Below are 530 nucleotides of genomic sequence, written 5' to 3' on the forward strand. Positions count from 1 at the left end.
GCTTCGGGCCGATGAAGGTGATGCCGTTTTCCACGCAGGCTTCGGCGAATTCCGGACTTTCGGACAAAAGGCCGTAGCCGGGGTGGATGGCATCGGCCCCGGAGAGCTTGGCGACCCGGATCACCTCATCGATCGAAAGGTAACTTTCGATCGGACCCATGTCCTTGGCGAGCCAGGGGCCGCGACCGACCTGGTAGCTTTCATCGGCCTTGAAGCGATGCAGCGAGTATTTGTCTTCTTCCGCCCAGATCGCCACCGTTTTGAGCCCCAGCTCGTTCGCCGCGCGAAACACGCGGATGGCGATCTCGGAACGGTTGGCGACAAGAATCTTCGTGATTGCCAAGTGGGATGCTCCAAAATCGGAAACGCTCTAGGGAAGAAAGGCGGGCGCATGATTAGCGGGAAAATGCTGCAGTGCAACTAAAATAAGCACTCTTCCAAAATGAATACGGATCAGGCAGCAGAGGTGCTGAAAAACAGGAAAGCGGTCGAAAATTCCGCTACGTCATCCAGGTCAAGGAACGCGAGAT

At 56.2% G+C, this 530-nt stretch carries 1 protein-coding gene; it reads right to left on the bottom strand.

The window, feature by feature from the left end:
* The coding region (locus DNK89_RS23930; RefSeq protein ID WP_153064355.1) for a biotin carboxylase N-terminal domain-containing protein at positions 1–343 on the bottom strand (343 nt) is incomplete at its 3' end.
* Positions 344–530: the final 187 nt, after the last annotated feature.

Origin of the sequence: Acidovorax sp. ST3, assembly GCF_003231145.1 — a bacterium.
Lineage (GTDB): Bacteria > Pseudomonadota > Gammaproteobacteria > Burkholderiales > Burkholderiaceae_C > Acidovorax.